Source organism: Endozoicomonas sp. ONNA2, from assembly GCF_024606365.1.
Classification (GTDB): Bacteria; Pseudomonadota; Gammaproteobacteria; order Pseudomonadales; family Endozoicomonadaceae; genus Endozoicomonas.
The window spans coordinates 1-5978 of the sequence record NZ_JAHHPO010000291.1 but is presented as its reverse complement, the minus strand read 5'-3'; the positions used below and the strand labels follow the sequence as shown (position 1 = coordinate 5978).

Genomic DNA, 5978 nt, shown 5'->3' with positions numbered 1-5978 from the left:
AGAGCGGCAAAGGACAAGCGAGAGCGGGAGCACGTTTATGAAATATCCGGGTTAATTGTTTGAATACCGTATCAGAGCCTGCCTTTTTTTCAGCGATAGTTTAAACTATCACCCCTGAATTTAATAATGACTTCTAATGAGAGCGACTAAGGATAAAACATGAGCGTAACCCTGGGCCAACCCGTTCCTGACTTTACCGCCCAAGCGACCAGTGACACGACGGTCAAACTCTCTGAACTCGAAGGCCGTAAAGTCGTCCTGTTTTTTTACCCAAAAGACAATACCCCCGGCTGCACTAGTGAGGGGCAGTCATTCAGAGACCATTACAAACAATTTCAAGAGTCAGACACGCTGGTCTTTGGTGTATCCAAAGACGGCATCAAGGCTCATGAAAACTTCCGGGCCAAACACGAGTTTCCTTTTGAGCTGATCTCAGACAAAGATGAAACGCTCTGCAAACTGTTTGACGTCATCAAGTTAAAGCAGATGTATGGCAAGGAGTATATGGGAATCGAACGGAGCACCTTCCTGATCGACAGCCATGGCGTACTGCAACACGAGTGGCGCAAGGTTCGCATTAAGGGCCATGTTGAAGATGTCCTGCAGGCAGCACAAATGGTAGACACCCGGCAAGAGACCAATAACACCAACGATGAGGAGTAATATCTTCCCATGCCCGGGAATAAGACCGGGACTTGTCAAGTAGCATCCAGCAAAATGTCTTTTTCGGCAAGCGGGTGGCGGGAAGCGCTTATAAACGACAGTTCCCGCCCCTGGCTCAACTTGACTCCACATCCGCCACTGCAGGCCAGGCATTCATGACTGCCTTAAACAAGGTGGCCAGGGGAATGGCAAAGAAGATCCCCCAGAACCCCCACAAACCACCAAACACCAGAACGGCAATAATGATAGCAACAGGATGCAGGTTCACCGCTTCCGAGAAAAGCAATGGCACCAGAACATTACCATCCAACGCCTGAATAATCCCATACCCCACCATCAAAATAACAAACTGATCACCCATCCCCCATTGAAAAAAACCAATAACGGCAACGGGAATCGTCACTACCGTCGCCCCGATATAGGGCACAACAACCGAGAAACCGACCATCACGGCCAGAAGTGCAGAATAGCTTAACCCTGACAGGGCAAACAGCACATAACTGACCCCTCCGACAATGACAATTTCTATCGCCTTCCCCCTGATATAGTTGGCTATCTGGTCATTCATCTCGTCAGCAACCTGGTCAATCAGCCTGCGACGGCGAGGCAGAATACTAACCATCCAACCCAGCAAAACCTCTTTATCCTTGAGAAAAAAGAAAACCAGGATAGGCACCAGTATCAGGTAGACCAGGAGCGCAACGACACCCGGGAGCCTGGACAGGGAAAACGACAATGCCCACTGGCCAAAGTCTGCCAGATGCTTATTAATCGTTGTGACCAGTAAGCTAACCTGGTGCTCAGAAACAAAACCCGGGTATAGCTCGGGCAAACTGACCAGCAGCGCCTGTCCCTCGCGAACCATCCCTGGCATGGCATTTAACAGATGAGTCACCTGTTCCCACACCAGTGGAACCACCACAAAAATCACCAGCAACAACGCAGCAACAAATCCGGTAAAAACCAGGTTAACGGCAAACAGATGGGGCATCCGTCGTCGCTCAAGCCAGCTCACCAGCCCGTGCATCAGAAAGGCAAAAATCAAGGCAGCCAATGCCGGTGCCAACATTTTCCCCATGGTCAGGACAACAACAAAGCCAACCAGCAATATGATCAGAAGAACGATCGCCTCCTGATCCGAAAGATAGTTATGCAACCACTCCTTAATGACAGTCAGCATCAAATGCTCCGTTTGTTATTCAATGACTCAAGATTCATTATTAAACTCAAGTCCCTTAAAGCTAAGGCCTATTTATGCTGCAATGTATGGATATAAACCCCGTGTTCTTCTTCACTGGCCAGCAGAATATGTCCGCTGATTTTAGCAAAGCTGGCAAAATCCCTGACCGAGCCCGGATCTGTCGCAAACACTCTGATCACCTGACCTGAGTGCATTCGACTGAGTGCCTGTTTGGCTTTCAGCAGTGGCAGTGGACAGTTCATACCTTTAAGATCAAGCTCCTGATCAACATCCATCGTAACGACTCATTCTTTACCGGCTGCAACAGTAAAAACGCCCAACATTTATCTCAACTGTCTCAACTATATCAACATCAACTATATCAACATCAACTATATCAACATCAACTATATCAACGACAGAATCAGGATATCTGTTAGCTCAAGCGTCAAAACTGTTTAAGCACATTAGCAGGCAATTGGTTAAAAGAGGTAATATCACGGCTATGGGCAACCACTATTATGACTACACTGTTTTATGTTGCTCCATCATAAACAGATTCGTGATAAACAGATTCATGATAAAGTGTACTGTAGAAAACACGAGTATGGATATTCTATGAAACGAGCGGGCTTTTTGTCAGTATTTATGTTAGCCACAGCACTGACCTCTGTACTGTCGACCTACTCCAACGTCACAATGGGCAGCGATCTCAACCTGCCAAGCCTGGGCGATAGCGCTTCGGGCATTATTTCCCAACAGGAAGAGCATGAACTCGGACGGTCATGGTTAAAAACCCTGCGCAATCAGACTCCCATGGTTTCTGATCCACAGCTCAAAGACTACCTGGAAAACCTTATTTTCCGATTGGCCGCTGCCAGTCAACTACAGGATCACCGACTCGTCCCTCTGGTTATTGATAGCCCGGCCCTGAATGCTTTTGCCGCCCCGGGAGGCATCGTTGGCGTCAATACCGGCCTGTTTCTCAATGCCGAAACGGAAGCGCAGTTTGCCGCCGTTCTGGCGCATGAACTGGCACACTTGAGCCAGCGCCACTACGCCCGCAATGTTGAAGAGGCACGAAACAAAAGCATACCCAATGCCGCCGCCCTTCTTGGATCCATACTGATCATGGCCACCGCTGGCACAGACGCCGGTGCCGCAGCACTGACTTCTACCGTGGCAGGCATGCAAAGCGCACGGCTTCGTTTCAGTCGCCAGTTTGAACGGGAAGCGGATAACATCGGCATCACCACCCTTGCCAAGGCCGGCTTTGAACCTCAGGCCATGCCTGAAATCTTTGAACAAATGAACAAGGCCAGCCGTTATGGCAGCCGTCCTCCGGAATTCCTCCTGACACACCCTGTGACGGAAAACCGTATCGCAGATTCCCGCGCCCGGGCTGATCAGATGCCAGACCAGCAGCTAAAAACGACGAAAGGTTCGCAAAACTACCAATTCATGAGAATGCGTGCCGCCGTCCTGAACAGCAACAATCATCATGAAATGGCCAGACAGCTGAACAAGGAATTAGCATCAGGATTAACGACCGCATCAGCAGCCAGCCTGGCTCCCCTACGATACGGCTTGGTGCTGGCCAGTATGAAAACCCGTAACTATACGACAGCCGGGCAGCAGATGAATCTTCTGCTGCAACAATACCCTGATCAGCCTTATCTGATTATGACCCAGTCCCTGGTGCAGGCCGCGTCCGGAAAAGCCAGTCAGGGTCTTGAACGCATCGACCAGGCACTGAGTACCAACCCGGAAAGCTACCCGCTTCTGGCAACTCGCGCAGAAATCCTGCTGCAACAACGGGATTATGCCAGTGCACGCCATGAGCTGCAGAAACTCAGCCGCCTTCGTCCGGACGATCCGGACATTTGGTTTGAACTGGCGGAAGCCCAGGGGATGGCAGAGGATATTGTTGGCCTTCATCAGTCAAGAGCTGAGTACTTCTTCCTGAATGGCAATCTGGATGATGCTATCAAACACCTGCAGTATGCATTAAAGATGTCAGGAGATAACTTCTCGCTCAAATCAAAACTTCAGCAAAAGCTGGCGGATATGAAAAAATATCGCCAGAAGTTGAGAAATACATGACACACCGAGGTCTATTCAGCGCAGTAATCAATGACCTCTGGCGTATAGAACAGAATCGGTTCGGGAAAGAATATGATCGTTCGTTGTGTATCCAAATCTACTCCGGAGATCTACAACTTATCACACTGGCATGGCAATTTTCGTGTTTGTCCGGCCAGTTGCAACTTGGAGCAGGGCCAGACAGAAACCAGCATCTCTTAATAAGCCAGCGTCCCATGGCAACCAACCTGGACATTATCTTTGCGTCAAATGTCGTTGACTTACCTGTAACAGTCGGGGTTACACCGTCATCCCTTTTAACCCCGGCAAGCGTCTTTATCTGGTTAATGAGCAGGGCTATCCCAATTTATCAAACAACGTCAGGAGGCTATTCATTCCCGGACAGCAACCTCGGGAAGCAAGAGAATTAATATTAATTTAACCGCTTGCTGTAAAGTCCAACATACGTTGCAAGGGCTTTAGTGCCTTGTACCGCAACTCATCACCGACCTCAATGACATTCAGAGTACCGGGAGTTTCCAGGCATGCCAGCAGAGCATCGAGGGTATTCATTGCCATCCATGGGCAATGGGCACAACTGCGACAAGTGGCGCCGTTGCCTGCGGTAGGAGCCTCTATAAAACGTTTTTCAGGTGAAGCCTGCTGCATTTTATAGAAAATACCACGGTCCGTAGCGACAATGAATGTGCTGTTCGTCATGTCCTGAGAAGCTTTCAATAGCTGGCTGGTCGATCCCACCACATCAGCAACCTCAACCACTGGGTCAGGGGACTCCGGGTGGACCAGTACGGCAGCACCAGGATAAACACGTTTCAGATCTTCAATACCTTTCGCCTTGAATTCTTCATGAACAATACAGCTGCTGTTCCAGAGCAGCATATCAGCGCCGGTATTTTTTTGAATGTAGCTACCGAGATATTTATCCGGCCCCCAGATAATAGTTTTGCCTTTGGCATCAAGGTCTTCGACAATATCAAGTGCACAGCTGGAGGTTACTACCCAGTCTGCCCGTGCTTTTACGGCAGCTGACGTATTGGCATAGACAACAACTTCCCGGTCAGGATGCAGATCACAAAAAGCAGAAAACTCGTCTGCAGGGCAGCCCAAGTCAAGTGAACACTCCGCCTCAAGGGTCGGCATCAGTACCCGCTTTTCAGGGCTGAGGATTTTAGCGGTTTCGCCCATGAAGCGCACACCAGCCACGATCAATGTTTTGGCATCGTGCCGGGCACCAAAACGAGCCATTTCCAATGAGTCGGCGATAAAGCCACCGGTCTCATCAGTCAGCTCCTGAACGGCAGGATCTGTGTAATAGTGAGCAACCAGAACTGCCCCCTTCTCTTTCAGTAGCTGTTTAATTCTGCTTTTTTTGGCCTCCTTTGCAACTGGATCCACCAGCAATGGAGCCTTCTGCAAATGGCCCTGAACGAGCTGTCTGTCTATCACTGCATTCATAAAGCTTGCATCCGGCAAAGCGCCTTGACTTTAGGATGAACTGTTTCATCTAAAAAAAATGTGAAGTGAAGTCTAACACAGGATCAGCACTATTGTTGACATAATACCGCCACTAAACCGCCAAGCGATTATAATGGGGGGTTCCTTCTGCAATACGCTAATGCCCGAACTCAGTTTTCTCCTGACCAGTAGCAAGGAAAACCTTGTTCGACAAACTGTTCTACTTTTCAGATTGCTTTGAATTATTCAGAAGTACGAACAGAGAGCGGAGGTATGTTAAGTCTTATTTCCTACCTCTGTCTTGGTAGCGTAATCGCTTTAAGAACCCAACACAGGAAGAGTTTAGTGCTTCAGGTTTTTTTGACCTTAAAAAAACAAGAATTTACCATTTATTTACAGGGTAGTATTTTACCAGCAGGAGTGCCGGACCACCGAGAAGACCGGTCGCTATCCATGTCCACCCAAGCTCTACGAGCTATGGATGAAATATTCCGAGAGTTGATAAAGATAAGGTTTCACAGGAAATGGTGGGTCGTGTAGGATTCGAACCTACGACCAATTGGTTAAAAGCCAACTG

5 protein-coding genes are annotated in these 5978 nt (G+C 48.8%); 2 read left to right on the top strand and 3 right to left on the bottom strand.

Annotated elements, in window-relative coordinates; translation table 11 throughout:
• The first annotated feature begins 159 nt into the window (after positions 1 to 159).
• Positions 160 to 663, top strand: coding sequence for a peroxiredoxin (locus KDK14_RS05115; protein ID WP_257263939.1), 504 nt, complete (start codon positions 160 to 162; stop codon positions 661 to 663).
• Positions 664 to 778: 115 nt separating this feature from the next.
• On the opposite strand, the gene KDK14_RS05110 is transcribed toward KDK14_RS05115, so the two are convergent.
• Together KDK14_RS05110 and KDK14_RS05105 are read right to left on the bottom strand one after the other, a co-directional pair.
• On the bottom strand, positions 779 to 1843 hold the full coding sequence (locus KDK14_RS05110) for an AI-2E family transporter (protein ID WP_257263938.1): 1065 nt from the start codon (positions 1841 to 1843) through the stop codon (positions 779 to 781).
• 68 nt (positions 1844 to 1911) lie between these two features.
• Positions 1912 to 2139 (bottom strand): sulfurtransferase TusA family protein, encoded by a 228-nt coding sequence (locus KDK14_RS05105; protein ID WP_257263937.1) that lies wholly within the window; start codon positions 2137 to 2139, stop codon positions 1912 to 1914.
• A 322-nt stretch (positions 2140 to 2461) separates the two neighbouring features.
• On the opposite strand from KDK14_RS05105, the gene KDK14_RS05100 reads away from it, so the two are divergent.
• Positions 2462 to 3946, top strand: a complete 1485-nt coding sequence (locus tag KDK14_RS05100; protein ID WP_257263936.1) for a M48 family metalloprotease — start codon at positions 2462 to 2464, stop codon at positions 3944 to 3946.
• Between the two features lie 417 nt (positions 3947 to 4363).
• Here the strand turns inward: KDK14_RS05100 and nadA are convergent, their stop codons facing one another.
• The gene (gene nadA, locus KDK14_RS05095; protein ID WP_257263935.1) at positions 4364 to 5401 is read right to left on the bottom strand and encodes a quinolinate synthase NadA; all 1038 of its coding nucleotides are present in this window, start codon (positions 5399 to 5401) and stop codon (positions 4364 to 4366) included.
• Between the last annotated feature and the right edge of the window lie 577 nt (positions 5402 to 5978).

Coding starts and splice junctions, on each gene's coding strand:
- nadA (WP_257263935.1), bottom strand. CDS start 5,401: ATGAATGCAGTGATAGACAGACAGCTCGTTCAGGGCCATTTGCAGAAG.
- KDK14_RS05100 (WP_257263936.1), top strand. CDS start 2,462: ATGAAACGAGCGGGCTTTTTGTCAGTATTTATGTTAGCCACAGCACTG.
- KDK14_RS05115 (WP_257263939.1), top strand. CDS start 160: ATGAGCGTAACCCTGGGCCAACCCGTTCCTGACTTTACCGCCCAAGCG.
- KDK14_RS05105 (WP_257263937.1), bottom strand. CDS start 2,139: ATGGATGTTGATCAGGAGCTTGATCTTAAAGGTATGAACTGTCCACTG.
- KDK14_RS05110 (WP_257263938.1), bottom strand. CDS start 1,843: ATGCTGACTGTCATTAAGGAGTGGTTGCATAACTATCTTTCGGATCAG.